This window comes from Citrobacter sp. wls615, from assembly GCF_005281355.1.
Taxonomy (GTDB): Bacteria; Pseudomonadota; Gammaproteobacteria; order Enterobacterales; family Enterobacteriaceae; genus Citrobacter; species Citrobacter werkmanii.
Map to the genome: position 1 here is coordinate 83,272 of NZ_SZXM01000087.1, position 17,214 is coordinate 100,485.

Sequence of the window (17,214 nt, forward strand, 5' to 3'; positions counted from 1 at the left end):
GCCGAGGTAAAAGTATATTCATCCGTCAGAGGTGAACTGACAGACTGAGGCAGCCAACGCATTTCTCTTTCACACTTCAGGTGTTTTTCTTAAATAATTTGTCGGTCTCCTGTTCACAACGGATCTTAAAATTCTTTTAGTGGACAGAATAACGTTAGCGGTAAAAGGGTGAACAAACAGTGAGCACCCTCACGAAACGATAATTATTCATTTATTTTTGTATTTTTATACATAAGGCCTGCAACAAGCGGATAAAGGATAATTAGCTGATGGGAAAGAGAATATTCAGAACGTAAAAAAGGGAGGCAAAGCCTCCCTTTTGTGCAGTATTAAAATACTGATTTACTCGTCAGCGTCATCCGCTGCATCATCATCGGTTTCTGCTTCAGGCGCGATATCCTCGTCGCCCTCAGCGGCACTTCCGTCGATGGAGTCGAGTTCTTCATCATCAACCGGCTCAGCAACGCGTTGCAGACCCACGACGTTTTCATCTTCCGCAGTACGGATGAGGATCACGCCCTGGGTATTACGCCCTACTACGCTGATTTCCGACACGCGAGTACGCACCAGCGTACCTGCATCGGTGATCATCATGATCTGGTCGGTATCTTCAACCTGCACCGCGCCAACAACAGAGCCGTTGCGCTCGGTCACTTTGATGGAGATAACGCCCTGAGTCGCACGAGACTTGGTCGGATACTCTTCCGCCGCGGTACGCTTACCGTAGCCGTTTTGCGTCACGGTCAGGATAGCGCCTTCGCCGCGCGGAATAATCAGAGAAACGACTTTGTCTTCGCCTGCCAGTTTGATACCGCGTACGCCGGTCGCGGTACGCCCCATCGCACGAACGGCATCTTCTTTAAAGCGCACCACTTTACCCGCGGCAGAGAACAGCATAACTTCGTCACTACCGGACGTCAGGTCAACGCCAATCAGCTCGTCGCCTTCGTTCAGGTTAACCGCAATGATACCGGCGGAGCGCGGACGGCTGAACTCAGTCAGCGCGGTTTTCTTCACCGTACCGCTGGCGGTCGCCATGAAGACGTTCACACCTTCTTCGTACTCGCGTACCGGCAGAATAGCGGTGATACGTTCGTTCGCTTCCAACGGCAGCAGGTTGACGATTGGACGTCCACGCGCGCCACGGCTGGCTTCCGGCAACTGATAAACCTTCATCCAGTACAAACGACCACGGCTGGAGAAGCAGAGGATCGTGTCATGGGTGTTAGCCACCAGCAGGCGGTCAATAAAGTCTTCTTCTTTAATACGTGCTGCTGATTTGCCTTTACCGCCACGACGCTGTGCTTCGTAATCGGTTAACGGCTGATATTTCACGTAGCCCTGATGAGACAAGGTTACGACAACATCTTCCTGGCTAATCAGATCTTCGATGTTGATGTCAGCACTGTTCGCGGTGATTTCGGTACGACGTTCGTCGCCGAACTGCTCGCGAATCAGCTCCATCTCTTCACGGATAACTTCCATCAGACGATCTGCGCTGCCCAGAATGTGCAGCAGTTCAGCGATCTGCTCCAGCAGCTCTTTGTATTCGTCGAGCAGTTTTTCATGCTCAAGGCCAGTCAGTTTCTGCAAACGCAGATCCAGAATCGCCTGGGCCTGCTGTTCAGTCAGGTAGTACTGACCGTCACGCACGCCAAATTCCGGCTCCAGCCATTCAGGACGCGCGGCGTCATCACCGGCACGTTCCAGCATGGCGGACACGTTGCCCAGTTCCCACGAACGCGCCACCAACGCAGCTTTCGCTTCTGCCGGGGTCGGCGCGCGGCGGATCAGTTCGATGATGGGGTCAATGTTCGCCAGCGCAATCGCCAACGCTTCAAGGATATGCGCGCGGTCGCGGGCTTTACGCAGTTCAAAGATAGTACGGCGCGTTACGACTTCACGACGGTGACGTACAAACGCGGCAATAATATCTTTCAGGTTCATGATCTTCGGCTGACCATGGTGCAGCGCAACCATGTTGATACCGAAAGAAACCTGCAGTTGGGTCTGGGAGTAAAGGTTGTTCAGAACCACTTCCCCGACCGCATCGCGTTTCACTTCAATCACGATGCGCATACCGTCTTTATCAGACTCGTCACGCAGCGCGCTGATGCCTTCAACGCGTTTGTCTTTTACCAGCTCGGCGATTTTCTCGATCAGGCGCGCTTTGTTCACCTGATACGGAATTTCATGGACGATGATGGTTTCACGGCCGGTTTTGGCGTCAGCTTCGACTTCCGCGCGGGCGCGAATGTACACTTTGCCACGACCAGTACGGTAGGCTTCTTCGATACCACGACGACCGTTAATGATCGCGGCGGTCGGGAAGTCCGGACCCGGAATATGTTCCATCAGCCCTTCAATGCTGATGTCTTCATCGTCAATGTATGCCAGACAGCCATTGATCACTTCCGTCAGGTTGTGCGGCGGAATGTTGGTTGCCATACCTACCGCGATACCGGACGAACCGTTCACCAGCAGGTTAGGAATTTTGGTCGGCATGACGTCAGGAATTTGTTCGGTGCCGTCGTAGTTATCGACGAAATCAACCGTTTCTTTTTCCAGGTCAGCCATCAGCTCATGGGCGATTTTCGACATACGGATTTCCGTATAACGCATCGCCGCTGCGGAGTCGCCATCGACAGAACCAAAGTTACCCTGACCATCTACCAGCATGTAACGCAAGGAGAATGGCTGCGCCATACGAACAATGGTGTCGTAAACGGCGGTATCACCATGAGGGTGGTATTTACCGATTACGTCACCAACGACACGGGCAGATTTTTTATAGGCTTTATTCCAGTCGTTGCCCAATACGTTCATGGCGTAAAGTACGCGACGGTGAACCGGTTTCAGGCCATCTCGGACGTCTGGCAGCGCACGGCCAACAATGACCGACATCGCATAATCCAGATATGAGCTCTTCAGCTCTTCCTCAATGTTGACCGGTGTAATTTCTCTCGCAAGGTCGCTCATCTAACCGCTATCCCTCTACTGTATCCCGGATTCAAAGGTCGCAAATTATAACACATTCGCACAGATTCAGGTAAATGGATTCCCCCTGACAGAGGCTTTATTCATCCCGTCAGGCTGATATACTCATTTGCATCGCAAATTTAGGAGTAGAAGCCCCAATGAATGCCGAAAAACCCCCGGTAAGCCACAACGTTGACCATGAAGAAATTGCCAAGTTTGAAGCAGTCGCGTCACGCTGGTGGGACCTTGAGGGTGAATTTAAGCCACTGCACCGCATTAACCCGCTGCGTCTGGGTTACATCACGGAGCGCTCAGGCGGCCTGTTTGGTAAAAAGGTACTCGACGTAGGCTGCGGCGGCGGCATTCTGGCAGAAAGTATGGCGCGCGAAGGCGCAACCGTCACGGGCCTGGATATGGGCTTTGAACCGTTACAGGTAGCAAAACTGCATGCGCTGGAGAGCGGTATCCAGGTCGAGTACGTCCAGGAAACCGTCGAAGAGCACGCGGAAAAACATGCGCACCAGTATGACGTGGTGACCTGCATGGAAATGCTGGAGCACGTGCCGGACCCGCAGTCGGTGGTCAGCGCCTGCGCCAGGCTGGTTAAACCGGGCGGCGAAGTGTTTTTCTCCACGCTTAACCGCAACGGCAAATCCTGGCTGATGGCCGTGGTCGGAGCGGAATATATTTTGCGCATGGTGCCGAAAGGCACGCATGATGTGAAAAAATTTATTAAGCCTGCAGAGTTATTACAGTGGGTAGATCAGACCGTGCTGAAAGAGCGTCATATGACCGGCTTGCATTACAACCCGATCACCAACAGCTTCAAACTCGGTCCGGGCGTTGATGTGAACTATATGGTCCATACCACCGCCAGTGTTGATTAACCACTTTCTGTAGGCCGGATAAGGCGTCTAACGCCGCCATCCGGTATGCTGACAGGAATAGGGCCTGATGGCGCTTCGCTTATCGGGCCTACAAATCCTGTGCCAGATCATAAGAACTTTCTTCGCCTTAGATGAAGAAATCAGCACTCGATCAAATTTTCTATTTTTTTTCTCAATTATTGACATCCCCGCCAGGCCTTATAAGACGCGCACTTAGCGATTCTTACCCTTTTGCAACCTCAATTTAACGTCAAAATCAACTCTTGTGCTGAAAAGAATCCCTACTAGAATACTCACCATATAGCGTCTATTTTATCAAACAACCCCTACATATAGTATTTATCCACAGACTTAGTCACAACATGACTCTGTGGATAATATGGGGGATATTTTTTCTTTCACGGACAGGTAAAAAACCACATGAATCAGAGTCTGCTGGTGACAAAGCGTGATGGTAGTACAGAGCGCATCAATCTCGACAAAATCCACCGAGTTCTGGATTGGGCGGCAGAAGGACTGAATAACGTATCGATTTCTCAGGTCGAGCTGCGCTCTCATATTCAGTTTTATGACGGTATCAAAACTTCCGATATCCATGAGACGATCATCAAAGCAGCCGCCGACCTGATCTCCCGCGAGGCGCCGGATTATCAGTACCTGGCTGCCCGCCTGGCTATTTTCCACCTGCGCAAAAAAGCCTACGGCGAGTTTGAACCGCCTGCACTTTACGACCATGTCGTGAAAATGGTTGAAATGGGCAAATACGACAATCATCTGCTGGAAGACTACACGGAAGAAGAGTTCAAGCAGATGGACTCGTTCATCGTACACGACCGTGATATGACCTTCTCCTACGCTGCGGTGAAGCAGTTAGAAGGTAAATATCTGGTGCAAAACCGTGTCACCGGTGAGATTTATGAAAGCGCGCAGTTCCTCTACATTCTGGTAGCGGCCTGCCTGTTCTCTAACTATCCACGTGAAACGCGTCTGCAATATGTAAAACGTTTCTATGATGCCGTTTCAACGTTCAAAATTTCTCTGCCAACGCCAATTATGTCCGGCGTGCGAACCCCAACCCGTCAGTTCAGCTCCTGCGTACTGATCGAGTGCGGCGACAGCCTGGATTCCATCAACGCCACCTCCAGCGCTATCGTGAAATACGTTTCTCAGCGCGCCGGTATCGGTATCAACGCCGGCCGCATCCGTGCGCTGGGCAGCCCGATTCGCGGCGGTGAAGCGTTCCACACTGGTTGTATTCCGTTCTACAAGCACTTCCAGACCGCGGTGAAATCCTGCTCGCAAGGCGGCGTGCGCGGCGGTGCGGCAACGCTGTTCTACCCAATGTGGCATCTGGAAGTCGAAAGCCTGCTGGTGTTGAAAAACAACCGTGGCGTTGAAGGCAACCGCGTGCGTCATATGGACTACGGCGTACAAATCAACAAGCTGATGTACACCCGTCTGCTGAAAGGCGGCGACATTACCCTGTTCAGCCCGTCCGACGTGCCGGGGCTGTACGACGCGTTCTTCGCCGATCAGGACGAGTTCGAACGTCTGTACACCCAATATGAAAACGACGACAGCATCCGTAAACAGCGCGTGAAAGCGGTCGAACTGTTCTCCCTGATGATGCAGGAACGTGCCTCTACAGGCCGTATCTATATCCAGAACGTGGACCACTGCAACACCCACAGCCCGTTCGATCCGGTAGTCGCTCCGGTGCGCCAGTCCAACCTGTGTCTGGAAATCGCCCTGCCGACCAAACCGCTGACCGACGTTAACGACGAAAACGGCGAAATTGCGCTGTGTACGCTGTCCGCTTTCAACCTCGGCGCGATTAAGAGCCTGGACGAGCTGGAAGAACTGGCCGTACTGGCGGTGCGCGCGCTGGATGCGTTGCTGGATTATCAGGATTATCCAATCCCGGCCGCCAAACGCGGCGCGATGGGCCGTCGTACGCTGGGTATTGGCGTCATCAACTACGCCTACTGGCTGGCGAAAAACGGTAAGCGTTATTCTGACGGTAGCGCCAATAACCTGACCCACAAAACCTTCGAAGCCATTCAGTATTACCTGCTGAAAGCTTCTAACGAGCTGGCAAAAGAGCAAGGCGCGTGCCCGTGGTTTAACGAAACAACTTACTCCCAGGGTATCTTGCCGATCGATACCTATAAGAAAGACCTTGATGCTATCTCTGACGAGCCGCTGCACCTGGACTGGGAAGCGTTGCGTGAGTCCATCAAAACTCACGGCCTGCGTAACTCCACGCTGTCTGCGCTGATGCCGTCGGAAACCTCTTCGCAGATCTCTAACGCGACTAACGGTATTGAACCACCGCGCGGCTACGTGAGCATCAAAGCGTCTAAAGATGGGATTCTGCGTCAGGTCGTGCCGGACTACGAACACCTGCACGACGCCTACGAACTGCTGTGGGAAATGCCGAACAACGACGGCTATCTGCAACTGGTAGGTATCATGCAGAAGTTTATCGATCAGTCGATTTCTGCCAACACCAACTATGATCCGACGCGTTTCCCATCAGGAAAAGTGCCGATGCAGCAGTTGCTGAAAGACCTGCTCACCGCCTACAAATTTGGCGTCAAAACGCTGTATTATCAGAACACCCGCGATGGTGCGGAAGATACTCAGGACGATCTGGTACCGTCCATTCAGGACGATGGCTGCGAAAGCGGCGCATGTAAGATCTGATGAATGTTGCCGGGTAGCGCTACGCTTACCCGGCCTACGATTGCACGGTTTGTAGGCCGGATAAGGTGTTTATACCGCATCCGGCGCTCATCCCACAAAGGATTCACATCAATGGCATACACCACTTTTTCACAGACGAAAAATGATCAGCTTCTGGAACCGATGTTCTTCGGCCAGCCGGTGAACGTCGCCCGCTACGATCAGCAAAAATATGACATCTTCGAAAAACTGATCGAAAAGCAGCTCTCTTTCTTCTGGCGTCCGGAAGAGGTCGATGTTTCCCGCGATCGCATCGACTTCCAGGCGCTGCCGGAGCATGAAAAGCATATCTTCATCAGCAACCTGAAGTATCAGACGTTACTGGACTCCATTCAGGGTCGTAGCCCGAACGTCGCGCTGCTGCCGTTAATCTCGATTCCTGAACTGGAAACCTGGGTCGAAACGTGGGCGTTTTCTGAAACTATCCACTCGCGCTCTTACACCCATATTATCCGTAACATCGTGAACGATCCGGCGGTGGTGTTTGATGATATCGTTACCAACGAGCAGATCCAGAAGCGCGCGGAAGGCATTTCCAGCTACTATGACGAATTGATCGAGATGACCAGCTATTGGCATCTGCTAGGGGAAGGCACCCATACCGTTAATGGCAAAACGGTTGTCGTGAACCTGCGTGAGCTGAAGAAAAAGCTGTACCTGTGTCTGATGAGCGTGAACGCGTTGGAAGCCATTCGCTTCTACGTCAGCTTCGCCTGCTCCTTCGCCTTCGCCGAACGTGAACTGATGGAAGGCAATGCGAAAATTATTCGTCTGATCGCCCGCGACGAAGCCCTGCACCTGACCGGTACGCAGCACATGCTGAACCTGCTGCGCAGCGGTGTAGACGACCCAGAGATGGCGGAAATCGCAGAAGAGTGTAAGCAAGAGTGCTACGACCTATTCGTGCAGGCCGCGCTGCAAGAGAAAGAATGGGCGGACTATCTGTTCCGTGACGGTTCGATGATCGGCCTGAACAAAGATATTCTGTGCCAGTACGTTGAGTACATCACCAACATTCGTATGCAGGCTGTTGGGCTGGATCTGCCGTTCCAGACGCGCTCTAACCCGATCCCGTGGATCAACACCTGGCTGGTGTCCGATAACGTACAGGTTGCGCCGCAGGAAGTGGAAGTCAGCTCCTATCTGGTCGGCCAGATCGATTCCGAAGTTGATACCGACGATCTGAGTAACTTCCAACTCTGATGAGCCGCGTTACTCTACGCATCTCTGGCACACAGCTGCTGTGCCAGGATGAACACCCTTCCCTGCTGGTCGCACTCGAATCGTACAATGTTGAAGTCGAATACCAGTGTCGTGAGGGTTACTGCGGTTCCTGCCGTACCCGCCTGGTAGCGGGACAGGTGGACTGGATTGCAGAACCTCTGGCCTTTATTCAGCCGGGTGAAATATTGCCCTGCTGTTGCCGGGCAAAAGGCGATATTGAACTTGAGCTGTAACGGTTAGTGCACTTCATGTGCGCTAACCAGCGGCATCGCTCCGCGGCGTTTCATCTGCGCGATATACAGCGCCCCGGCTAAAACCACCAGCAGCGCCCCTACCAGATAAATCGCCCGATAGCCCACGCCCTCGACCATCATCCCCATAATGAACGCGCCAATCGCCATTCCCGCATCCATCGCATTAAAGAATAGCGAATTGGCGATGCCAATTTTATGCGGTTCCACCGAGCTAATAATTTGTGTCTGGAATACCGGCGTGACCGAACCGTAACCAATGCCGATTAATCCCCCGGCAATAATCATCATGATGCTGCCGTTGGTGTAGCCAAGCGCCACCAGTCCCACTGTAAAGGCCAGCAAACACGGATATACCACGTATTTCGGCCCTTTTTTATCACAAATGTTGCCGGTAAAGGTTCGACAGATCATCAGGCAAATAGCGTAGCACAACAGGAAATTACTGGCGGCGGCCATCAGATCCAACTCGCGCGCATACAGCGCGAGGAAAGCAGAAACGCCCGCATAGGAGAAGGTCATGAAAAACGTCACCATCGCGAAAGGCAGCGCGGCACGGTCAAACATTGCCGCAAATCCCAGCTTCGGTTTTGAGCCGTCGGCATGACGGATGACCGGCGGTACGGCGACGATCAATGACAGGATAATACCCAGCGCGGCAACCGCGCTACACAGCCAGAAAGCGGTGGTAAAAGCGCCCCAGCGTGCCATATTCAGCCCCACCCAGGGCCCCACAACCATTGCCAGTCCCATGGCCAACGAGAAAAAACTGATGCCCTCTCCACGTCGGGAGGCCGGTATCAGCCGCGCGGAAATCGTTCCTTTTACCGTGGTAATGACGCCAAACGTCACCCCATGAAGCACCCGAATAAACAGCAGCGATTCAATTGAGTGGCAAACAGGATACAGCGCAGTGACAACCAAAAAGGCCAGAGAAGAGAGCACCAGAATCGTTTTATTCGAATATTTTCCCACCCATTGCCCGGCGAACGGACGCACAACAATTGCGGCCCCTAAAAAGAAGGTGACCAATAAGCCGGCTTTATCCGGCGTGGCGTGCAGGCGATCCGAAATATAGATCGGTAATAACGTAAGCAGGACATAAAACACAAAGAATATAATGAAGCTAATGATCGTGATTGCCCAAAAATCCTTCGTCCACAGTTTTTCTTTCATATTCGACAGCCTGTCCAGATGGCGCACGCAGGCAACGCTCAGCTCAACTGAGCAACGGAGAGGTGCGTCAAAATGTGATTTATACGGTAGACCGCAAGTGTAAACAGATTCATTATATTAGAGAAATTAATCGTTTTAATATTGTTAATTAGAGGGAACTAATGACATTAACCCAGATCCACGCCCTGCTTACCGTGCTTGAATGCGGCGGTTTTACCGAAGCCAGTAAGCGGTTGTATATGACCCAATCCGCTGTGAGCCAGGCCATTTCGGCGCTTGAAGAAGAGTTGGGAGTCGAATGTCTTATCCGCGAGCGCCGCAAAGACATTCAGCTCACCCCCGTTGGAAGACGGATCGTACCGCACCTGCGCATGATCGTTTCAGAAACCAACGCGGTGAAAGAGATTGCCGAGCAGGAGCGAAAAAACCCAGCCCGAACCCTGCGCATCGGCTGCTTTCCCAGCGCCTGCGCCTGCATTTTACCGGGCATTATCCACCACTTCGAGCAGCACCATCCGCACATCAAAATCATTCCCTTCGAAGAGAACAGCACGGCGATCGTGGATTCCCTGCGCAGCGGGGATATTGATGCCGGATTTGTGCATTTTCCGGTGAGCGGCATGTACTGCGTACCGGTCTATCGCGACAAATTTACCGTCGTGGTTCCCGAAAGCCATCCTCTGGCAGCCCATACCGCGGTTACGGTTGAACAACTGGTGGGAGAACCGCTGATTATCAGTAAAGGTCGCTATGAATTAAGCATCATGACGCTATTTAAAGAGAAAGGTATCGAGCCGGTTATTAAATACGAATTTAACCATCCGGATACCGCGATGAGTTTTATTCGTCAGGGGCTGGGTATTGCGTTATTACCGGAGTTAACGCTGAAAGCCGTTGGCGGGGAGATACGCTCGGTGGCGCTGGAGCCGACGTTCTATCGACAGATATCGTTACTGGCAAAAGAGCCGCCGGTGGACGGCAGCCCTTTATTTCTCCTGCAGGCTTGTATGGAAACGTTGACAGCAGACGGCCTTATCTAACAGTTTATAACGTTATCCAATAAGGCCTGTGACCGGAGGTGCATCACAGGCCTTGTGCCATTACTCTTTATTCAGGAATTTCACTGCTTTGTCGGGGAAGTCGGTGAACAACCCGTCAACGCCCGCCTTGTTATACAGAATGTCATACAGCTGGTTTACGTCAGTAGTGTAATCCGGTAGCTGATCGGCACGAACCGTATAAGGATGCACCACCATCTTGTTCTGATGCGCGTCCTGAACCATACCAGTTAACGAGATATTGCCTTTTTTCGACTTCTCATCAACCAGCATGTGGTAGTCCGGCCCAATGCCGTCCGCATACTGCGCCACCTGTTTCATGGCACCCGGTTTGAACATCCAATCGTAGTTGTAATTAACCCAACTACCGTCCGGCTTTTTCTCCTGGGTTTCATTCCAGTCAGTGTACGCAATTAACTGCACCAGATTGAGATCCATCCCCATCTTTGGTTCCAGTTCATTTTTAATGCGCTTTAACTCCGCGACATCAAAACACTGCAGATAAACCTTGTCGTTTTTGCTGGTATACCCGTACTTTTTCAGCACTTCCAGCGTTTTCGCAGCGATGTCCTTCCCTTCCTGGTGATGGAACCACGGCGCCTTCATTTCCGGGTAAATGCCGATGTTTTTACCGGTTGAGTGATTCAGTCCCTGAACGAACTCAATCTCTTCTTCGAAGGTGTGCACGCGGAAATCAGATTTACCCATTGGGAAGCGCCCAGGGTAGGTCTGTACCTTTTTGCCATTTTCGATATCAAAGCCTTCGGTAAATTTCAGCGATTTGATCTCATCCAGCGTAAAGTCGATAGCGTAATAACGTCCATCTTTACGCGCACGATCCGGAAAACGCTCAGCGACATCGGTGACGCGGTCCAGATAGTGGTCATGCAGGACGACCAGATGGTCATCCTTGGTCATCACCAAATCCTGCTCCAGATAATCCGCGCCCTGAGCATAGGCCATCGCTTTCGCGGGCAGCGTATGCTCAGGTAAATAACCGCTTGCCCCACGGTGCGCAATCACGATTTTATCGGCGGCGACCGCCGCGCTGCTAACAACCATACCAGCCAGCATCAGCGCCACGCTGAGACTTTTCAATGTGGTTTTCATAAATTAGCCCCCGTTACGTTTCTGCAGCATTTCTTCGTGATGGCGTTTTTCGCCAATCATGACGACCACCAGCAGAATCACCGCCAGCACGCTACCGCCAATCATCACCATAAAGCCACCGTCCCAGCCGAAGAAGTCAACGGTGTAGCCGACAATGGCGCTCGCCGCCACAGAACCGCCGAGATAACCGAACAGTCCGGTAAAGCCTGCCGCCGTGCCCGCCGCTTTTTTCGGCGCCAGTTCCAGCGCGTGCAGGCCGATCAACATAACCGGGCCGTAGATCAGGAAGCCGATGATAATCATACAAGCCATATCAACGTTCGGGTTCCCTGCCGGGTTCATCCAGTAAACGATGGTCGCGATAGTCACCAGCGTCATAAAGAACACGCCAGTCGCGCCACGGTTGCCGCGGAAGACTTTATCCGACATCCAACCACACAGCAGCGTGCCCGGAATACCCGCGTATTCATACAGGAAGTAAGCCCAGGATGATTTATCGAGTGCGAAATGCTTCACTTCTTTCAGGTAGGTCGGTGACCAGTCCAGGATGCCGTAGCGCAGCAGATAAACAAACACGTTAGCGATAGCGATGTACCACAACAGTTTGTTTGGCAGTACATACTGCATGAAGATCTGCTTCGCAGTCAGCTCTTCTTCCGCTTTCTCGTTGTAATCGTCCGGATAGTCGTTCTTATACTCTTCGATAGGCGGCAGGCCGCAGGACTGCGGCGTATCACGCATCATCGCAAAGGCGAACAGCGCAACCACAATCGCACCGAAAGCAGGCATATACAGCGCCGCTTTCCAGTCATTGAACCAGGCCATACCGAGCAGGAACAGCAGAGGAGGCAGACCGCCGCCCACGTTGTGCGCACAGTTCCAGACGGAAACAATACCGCCACGTTCTTTCTGCGACCACCAGTGCACCATGGTACGGCCACACGGCGGCCACCCCATCCCCTGGAACCATCCGCAGAGGAACAGCAGCACAAACATTATCGCAATGCTCGATGTCGCCCACGGCACAAAGCCCATAAACAACATCACTGCGGCAGCCAGAATCAAACCTGCTGGCAGGAAAACGCGCGGATTCGAGCGATCCGAAACGGACCCCATGATGAATTTCGAAAATCCGTAAGCGATGGAGATACCAGATAAGGCAAAACCCAGATCGCCGCGAGAGAAACCCTGCTCAACCAGATATGGCATCGCCAAGGCGAAGTTCTTACGTACCAGATAGTACGCGGCATAACCAAAGAAAATCCCCAGGAAAATCTGCCAACGCAATCGACGATATGTCGGATCGATCTCCGTAGCAGGCAAACGCGCCTTATGTGGCGCTGGTTTAAAAATACTCAACATAGTGTAGCCTCCGTGGCCGTCTTTCATTCGAAGTAAACACTGCAGTTCGTCATTACTATCCTACCTCTTCCAGTGTGGCCGCGATGTTAAGGAAAGATACCTAACAAAAATGTGAAACGCAGCACATATTGTTACAGATTTATGACAAATGTTCATAAAGGCGCACGGAATCACGTTTCATTTTCGAATAATGAGCGATTATGCGCGAAATCAAACAATCCATGTTTTTTATGTGGCTAAATGATAAAAAACGAACTGTGAGGAAAAACAATGAAAACTCGCGACTCGCAAACAAGTGACGTGATTATCATTGGTGGAGGAGCAACAGGTGCAGGGATCGCACGCGACTGTGCGCTGCGCGGGTTGCGCGTCATCTTAGTGGAACGCCACGATATCGCCACGGGCGCGACCGGACGTAACCACGGCCTGCTGCATAGCGGTGCGCGCTACGCCGTCACCGACGCTGAATCTGCCCGTGAGTGCATCAGCGAAAACCAAATTCTGAAACGTATCGCCCGTCATTGCGTTGAGCCGACGGACGGTCTGTTTATTACCCTGCCGGAGGATGAGCTCTCCTTCCAGGCTACCTTTATTCGCGCCTGTGAAGAGGCAGGTATTCGCGCAGAAGCGATTGACCCTAAGCAGGCGCGCATTATCGAACCTTCCGTCAACCCACAGTTGATTGGTGCAGTTAAAGTGCCGGACGGTACGGTCGATCCCTTCCGCTTAACCGCCGCCAACATGCTGGATGCGCGTGAGCATGGCGCGCTTATCTTAACGGCCCATGAAGTGACGGGGCTGATTCGCGAAGGGGCAACGGTTTGCGGCGTTAACGTGCGCAATCATCTGACGGGTGAGATGCAGTCCCTGCATGCGCCGGTGGTGGTGAATGCCGCCGGGATCTGGGGCCAGCGCATTGCAGAATATGCCGATCTGAGTATCCGGATGTTCCCGGCCAAAGGTTCGCTGCTGATTATGGATCATCGTATAAACCAGCATGTCATTAATCGCTGCCGTAAACCTTCTGACGCCGATATTCTGGTGCCTGGTGATACCATTTCGCTCATTGGTACCACCTCACAGCACATTGATTACGACGATATTGACAGCAACCGCGTCACCGCAGAAGAGGTCGATATTCTGCTGCGCGAAGGCGAGAAACTGGCGCCGATTATGGCGAAAACACGCATTTTACGTGCCTACTCAGGTGTGCGACCGCTGGTCGCCAGCGACGACGATCCAAGCGGTCGTAACGTCAGCCGCGGTATTGTGCTGTTCGATCACGCTGAACGTGACGGACTGGATGGGTTTATCACCATTACCGGCGGTAAGCTGATGACCTACCGTCTGATGGCGGAATGGGCCACCGATGCCGTTTGCCGCAAGCTGGGCAATTCTCAACCTTGCACCACGGCAGACACCGCGCTGCCAGGCTCGCAGGAATCCACCGAGCACACGCTGAAACGCGTAATTTCATTGCCTGCGCCGTTGCGCGGTTCGGCGGTCTACCGTCACGGCGATCGCACCCCGGCGTGGCTTAGCGAAGGTCGTCAGCACCGTAGCCTGGTCTGTGAATGTGAAGCGGTCACCGCGGGCGAAGTGCAATACGCCGTCGAGAATTTAACCGTCAACAGCCTGCTCGATTTACGTCGCCGTACCCGCGTTGGTATGGGGACCTGCCAGGGCGAATTGTGCGCCTGCCGCGCCGCAGGTTTACTGCAACGTTTTAATGTCACCACTGCTGCGCAATCTATCACCCAGCTTTCCGATTTCCTCAATGAGCGCTGGAAAGGCGTGCAGCCTATCGCCTGGGGAGATGCGCTGCGCGAAAGCGAATTCACGCGCTGGGTCTATCAGGGATTGTGCGGTCTGGAAAAGGAGCACCAGGATGAAATTTGATACCGTCATTATCGGCGGCGGCCTGGCCGGACTGCTGTGCGGCCTGCAGCTGCAAAAAAGCGGGTTGCGCTGTACGATTGTCACGCGCGGCCAAAGCGCCTTGCATTTTTCCTCCGGCTCACTGGATTTGCTCAGCAACTTACCCGATGGTCAACCGGTGGTAGAGATAGAAGCAGGTCTGAATGCGCTGCGTACTCAGGCGCCCACGCATCCGTATAGCACCATCGGAACACAGAACGTCCTGGAGCTGGCCCAGCAGGCGCAGGATCTGCTGGATGAATGCGGAACGCATTTGCAGGGCAAGGTACGCCAGTCACATCAACGCGTAACCCCGTTGGGCACCCTGCGCTCAACCTGGTTAAGTTCCCCAGAAGTTCCGGTGTGGCCACTGTCCGCACAGCGTATCTGCGTTGTCGGTATCAGCGGTTTACTGGATTTTCAGGCGCATCTCGCCGCGGCCTCGCTGCGCCAACGTAATCTCAGCGTCGAGACAGCAGAAATCGATCTGCCCGAGCTGGATGTCCTGCGTGATAACCCGACCGAGTTTCGCGCCGTCAATATTGCGCGCCTGCTGGACAACGAAGATAAATGGTCGCTGCTCTATGATGCTTTACTGCCACAGGCAAAAACCTGCGACATGATCATTATGCCAGCCTGTTTCGGCCTGGTGGATGAGCGCCTCTGGCACTGGCTTAACGAGCGCCTTCCCTGCTCGTTGACGCTGTTACCGACTCTACCGCCTTCAGTACTGGGTATGCGTCTGCACAACAAATTACAGCGCCAGTTTGTGCGCCAGGGCGGCGTCTGGATGCCGGGTGATGAAGTGAAGAAAATCACCTGTCAGGACGGCGTAGTCAGTGAAATCTGGACCCGTAACCATGCCGATATCCCGTTGCGTCCGCGCTTCGCCGTGCTCGCCAGCGGCAGCTTTTTCAGCAGCGGACTGATCGCCACGAGAGAGGCCATCCACGAACCGATCCTCGGGCTGGATGTACAGCAAACCGCCACCCGCGCCGAGTGGTATCAACGCGACGTCTTCGATCCGCAACCGTGGCAAAAGTTTGGCGTCACAACCGACGCTACGCTGCGCCCGTCACTGGCGGGTAAAACGGTAGAAAATATGTATGCCATCGGTTCTGTTCTCGGTGGTTTCGACCCTATTGCCGAGGGTTGCGGAGGCGGCGTATGCGCAGTCAGTGCCTTACACGCCGCACATGACATTGCGAAACGTGCAGGAGGACAGCAATGAGCGACACACGTTTTGAAAGTTGTATCAAATGCACGGTGTGCACCACCGCCTGCCCGGTAAGTCGCGTCAATCCGGGCTACCCTGGCCCAAAACAAGCCGGACCGGACGGTGAGCGTCTGCGCCTGAAAGATGGCGCATTATACGACGACGCGCTGAAATACTGCATCAACTGTAAGCGCTGCGAAGTGGCGTGTCCGTCAGATGTGAAAATTGGCGATATCATCCAGCGTGCGCGCGCCAAATATGACACTACGCGTCCATCGCTGCGTAATTTTGTTTTAAGCCATACGGATTTAATGGGAAGTGTATCCACCCCGTTCGCGCCGATAGTGAATACCGCCACCTCGCTGAAACCGGTACGCCAGTTGCTGGACTACGCGCTGAAAATCGACCATCGCCGTACGCTGCCGAAATACTCCTTTGGTACGTTCCGCCGCTGGTATCGCAGCGTTGCCGCGCAGCAGGCGCAGTATCCGGATCAGGTCGCCTTTTTCCACGGCTGTTTTGTGAATTACAACCATCCGCAACTCGGTAAAGACCTGATCAAGGTCCTGAACGCCATGGGAACCGGCGTACAGCTGCTGAGCAAAGAGAAATGCTGCGGCGTACCGCTGATCGCCAACGGCTTTACCGATAAAGCACGCAAGCAGGCGGTGAGCAACGTGGCCTCGCTCAGGGAAGCGATTGACGGGAAAGGCATTCCGGTGATCGCCACCTCATCAACCTGTACCTTTGCACTCCGCGATGAGTACCCGGAAGTGCTGGACGTCGACAACACGGGCCTGCGCGAACATATTGAGCTGGCGACCCGCTGGCTGTGGCGCAAGCTGGATGAAGGCAAAACGTTGCCGCTGAAGACGCTGCCGCTGAAAGTGGTCTATCACACGCCTTGCCATATGGAGAAAATGGGCTGGACGCTCTACACGCTGGAGCTGTTGCGCCAAATTCCGGGACTGGAGCTGACGGTGTTAGATTCTCAGTGTTGCGGAATCGCCGGGACATACGGCTTTAAAAAGGAAAACTACCCGACATCACAATCGATTGGCGCACCGTTATTCCGCCAAATTGAAGAAAGCGGTGCCGATATCGTTGTCACCGACTGTGAAACCTGTAAATGGCAGATAGAGATGTCTACAAGCAAACGCTGCGAACATCCTATCACCCTGCTTGCCAAAGCATTGGGTTAACTCTGTTGCCCGGTGGCGTTTGTTACCGGGCATTTTTGCGTACTCTGTTCCGCCTATCTGAATACGTTGCAATCGGGCGTATTTATC

Annotated in this window: 12 protein-coding genes; 8 read left to right on the forward strand and 4 right to left on the reverse strand. The window is 53.2% G+C overall.

All coding sequences use genetic code 11. The features are described 5' to 3' along the window. Window positions 1-342: 342 nt before the first annotated feature. Window positions 343-2,979: a DNA topoisomerase (ATP-hydrolyzing) subunit A gene (gene gyrA / locus FDX04_RS22615; RefSeq protein WP_087857376.1), complete on the reverse strand. Its 2,637-nt coding sequence runs from the start codon at window positions 2,977-2,979 to the stop codon at window positions 343-345. 158 nt (window positions 2,980-3,137) lie between these two features. On the opposite strand from gyrA, the gene ubiG reads away from it, so the two are divergent. From ubiG to yfaE, 4 genes are all read left to right on the forward strand, one after another. Beyond that, window positions 3,138-3,866: a bifunctional 2-polyprenyl-6-hydroxyphenol methylase/3-demethylubiquinol 3-O-methyltransferase UbiG gene (ubiG, locus tag FDX04_RS22620; RefSeq protein WP_038642230.1), complete on the forward strand. Its 729-nt coding sequence runs from the start codon at window positions 3,138-3,140 to the stop codon at window positions 3,864-3,866. Window positions 3,867-4,286: 420 nt separating this feature from the next. Then, complete coding sequence (gene nrdA, locus FDX04_RS22625; protein WP_137350039.1) at window positions 4,287-6,572, forward strand: class 1a ribonucleoside-diphosphate reductase subunit alpha; 2,286 nt, start codon at window positions 4,287-4,289, stop codon at window positions 6,570-6,572. Between the two features lie 111 nt (window positions 6,573-6,683). Then, the gene (gene nrdB / locus FDX04_RS22630; RefSeq protein WP_003027605.1) at window positions 6,684-7,814 is read left to right on the forward strand and encodes a class Ia ribonucleoside-diphosphate reductase subunit beta; all 1,131 of its coding nucleotides are present in this window, start codon (window positions 6,684-6,686) and stop codon (window positions 7,812-7,814) included. After that, entirely contained in the window at window positions 7,814-8,068 is a 255-nt protein-coding gene (gene yfaE, locus FDX04_RS22635) for a class I ribonucleotide reductase maintenance protein YfaE (RefSeq protein ID WP_137371496.1), read from the forward strand. Before nrdB ends, yfaE begins: the two co-directional genes overlap by 1 nt. A gap of 3 nt (window positions 8,069-8,071) precedes the next feature. Here yfaE and FDX04_RS22640 read toward each other — a convergent pair whose 3' ends face one another. Continuing rightward, the gene (locus FDX04_RS22640; protein WP_042307149.1) at window positions 8,072-9,262 is read right to left on the reverse strand and encodes an MFS transporter; all 1,191 of its coding nucleotides are present in this window, start codon (window positions 9,260-9,262) and stop codon (window positions 8,072-8,074) included. A gap of 161 nt (window positions 9,263-9,423) precedes the next feature. Between FDX04_RS22640 and FDX04_RS22645 the strand changes: the two genes are divergently transcribed. After that, window positions 9,424-10,302 (forward strand): LysR family transcriptional regulator, encoded by an 879-nt coding sequence (locus FDX04_RS22645; RefSeq protein WP_137371497.1) that lies wholly within the window; start codon window positions 9,424-9,426, stop codon window positions 10,300-10,302. 60 nt (window positions 10,303-10,362) lie between these two features. Here FDX04_RS22645 and glpQ read toward each other — a convergent pair whose 3' ends face one another. Together glpQ and glpT are read right to left on the reverse strand one after the other, a co-directional pair. Then, the gene (gene glpQ, locus FDX04_RS22650) at window positions 10,363-11,430 is read right to left on the reverse strand and encodes a glycerophosphodiester phosphodiesterase (protein WP_061382104.1); all 1,068 of its coding nucleotides are present in this window, start codon (window positions 11,428-11,430) and stop codon (window positions 10,363-10,365) included. Between the two features lie 3 nt (window positions 11,431-11,433). Then, window positions 11,434-12,792 (reverse strand): glycerol-3-phosphate transporter, encoded by a 1,359-nt coding sequence (glpT, locus tag FDX04_RS22655; RefSeq protein WP_042307146.1) that lies wholly within the window; start codon window positions 12,790-12,792, stop codon window positions 11,434-11,436. A gap of 270 nt (window positions 12,793-13,062) precedes the next feature. Here glpT and glpA point away from each other — a divergent pair, with 270 nt between their 5' ends. From glpA to glpC, 3 genes are read left to right on the forward strand one after another with little or no spacing between them, the layout of a single operon-like run. Continuing rightward, a complete protein-coding gene (gene glpA, locus FDX04_RS22660) occupies window positions 13,063-14,691 on the forward strand; it encodes an anaerobic glycerol-3-phosphate dehydrogenase subunit A (protein ID WP_137360942.1) in 1,629 nt (542 codons plus the stop codon). Continuing rightward, the gene (gene glpB / locus FDX04_RS22665; RefSeq protein ID WP_137371498.1) at window positions 14,681-15,940 is read left to right on the forward strand and encodes a glycerol-3-phosphate dehydrogenase subunit GlpB; all 1,260 of its coding nucleotides are present in this window, start codon (window positions 14,681-14,683) and stop codon (window positions 15,938-15,940) included. Before glpA ends, glpB begins: the two co-directional genes overlap by 11 nt. Next, window positions 15,937-17,127, forward strand: a complete 1,191-nt coding sequence (gene glpC, locus FDX04_RS22670) for an anaerobic glycerol-3-phosphate dehydrogenase subunit GlpC (protein ID WP_137360944.1) — start codon at window positions 15,937-15,939, stop codon at window positions 17,125-17,127. The genes glpB and glpC overlap by 4 nt, the downstream gene beginning before the upstream one ends. Window positions 17,128-17,214: the final 87 nt, after the last annotated feature.